Source organism: Gordonia polyisoprenivorans NBRC 16320 = JCM 10675 (genome assembly GCF_000241325.1).
GTDB lineage: Bacteria > Actinomycetota > Actinomycetes > Mycobacteriales > Mycobacteriaceae > Gordonia > Gordonia polyisoprenivorans.
Map to the genome: position 1 here is coordinate 1 of NZ_BAEI01000090.1, position 1,677 is coordinate 1,677.

A 1,677-nucleotide genomic window follows, 5' to 3' on the forward strand; every position below is an offset into this window, starting at 1 on the left:
CCTCGATGTTTCGCGGGGTGACGCCGCCGCGTGAGTCGGTCCGGTGGGGTGGTCTGAGGACCGGATTCCGGACCGAGGCCGTGAATATGTGGCCGAGCGTCGGTGGGCGTCGGGGTTCACGGCCCCGAAATGTGTGTGCCTTTCAGTCGGTGGGTCAGAATCGGCTGGCGGGTCAGCCGGGGTCGGGAAGCGCTGCGAGCCGGGCGAGGCCGTCGAGCAGCAACTGAATGCGGGGTGCGGTGGCGGCGAGTTTGAGTCGGGTCCGCCGCGCATGACGTGTCAGTCGGGCGGCGATCGAAAAGATTTGTAGTCGCAGCCGTTTCGGCTCCCACCGCCGCGCCGGGGTGGTGGCGAAGGCGAGCATCTGGGTCCAGGCGATCAACTCACACGCCAACGCGACGATGGCGCACCAGATGCGGTTCTGATCAAAACCGTGCAGGGGAAGGTTCGTCAGGCCGCAGTCTTTGGCGGTGCGGATGCGGTCCTCGCAGCGGGCCCGCCGGCGGTGGCGCAGTTCGAGGTCGGCCAGCTGGCCGCGGGGTGTGTTGGTGGCAAATGCGGTCAGTCGCATGCCGTCGGAGTCGGTGAACCGCAACTGCGCCCCGGGATGCGGTGTCTCTTTGCGCACGATGACCCGCATCCCGGCGGGCCAGCCCGAAAGGTCCAGCATGCCAGTCAGTTCCGCGATCCACGCCCCGTCGCGTTCGTTGCCGTCGGCGTCGTAGGCCGGGGTCCACGCTTCGGGTTGTAGTCGGTCTATGATCGCGGCGATGGCTTCGGTGAGTCCGAATCCGACCGAGTACGCCAGCCGCCGTCTGGTCAGATACTCGAGGAATTCGTGGGTACCGCCGGCCGAATCGGTACGGATCAACACCGTTTTGCCGACCCGATAACCATCGATGCCGGGTACCTGAGCCAATGCCTGCTCGACGACGGCGATGTGATCGGCAGCGGTGTTCGACCCGGCATTGCCGGGCCGTAACGCGATCGCCAATGGTTCACCGGTTCCGGAAGTCTGGTGATCGACGAACGCACACAGGGGGTGAAACCCGAAGCCCTTCTTCCAGTTTGGCGTCGCGCGCTCTTTGTCGGAGTGTGCGGTGACCAGTGTGGCGTCGAGGTCGATGATCAACGGATGACGCGCATCACGGTCATGGCTGGGGGCTGCGGTGCCGGCGGCCGTCCACGCCTGCGCGCGGGCGGCGGCACGGGCAGTGGTGATCGCCGACAACGCCGCCGGCGCATTGGCGGCCAGCGTCGAGATCAGCCGCGACACGGTCGGATCCGAGGCCACCGGCCCGAACACCGTCGGGTCGGCACGCACCTGGTTGATGTCGGCCAAGCAATCGCCGCCCAGGGCGACCGCGATGGCGAGGTCGAGCAGGATCTTGCCCGGATCATGGGTGGCCAGAGGCTTGCGCCACGGCACCAACGCCATCGACAAGTGCCTGCTCAAACCGGTCTTCTCGGATGCCCGCAGCAGTACCGTCGCACCGCCATGCGACACCACCCCGGTTCCGGAGCCATCTACAGACAACGACGGGTAGCACGACGTAGACTTACTCACCTGAATGGTGCTCCTCGAACTGGTCCGATTGAAACTGTGGTAAGTCCAATCATCCCAGGTCAGGGCACCATTCTCTATTCACGACACGGAATCACCGTGAAAGGCCGAGG

1 protein-coding gene is annotated in these 1,677 nt (G+C 65.7%); it reads right to left on the bottom strand.

What is annotated here, in order from left to right:
* Positions 1 to 172: 172 nt before the first annotated feature.
* The gene (locus tag GOPIP_RS25490) at positions 173 to 1,567 is read right to left on the bottom strand and encodes an IS1380 family transposase (protein ID WP_035728868.1); all 1,395 of its coding nucleotides are present in this window, start codon (positions 1,565 to 1,567) and stop codon (positions 173 to 175) included.
* Between the last annotated feature and the right edge of the window lie 110 nt (positions 1,568 to 1,677).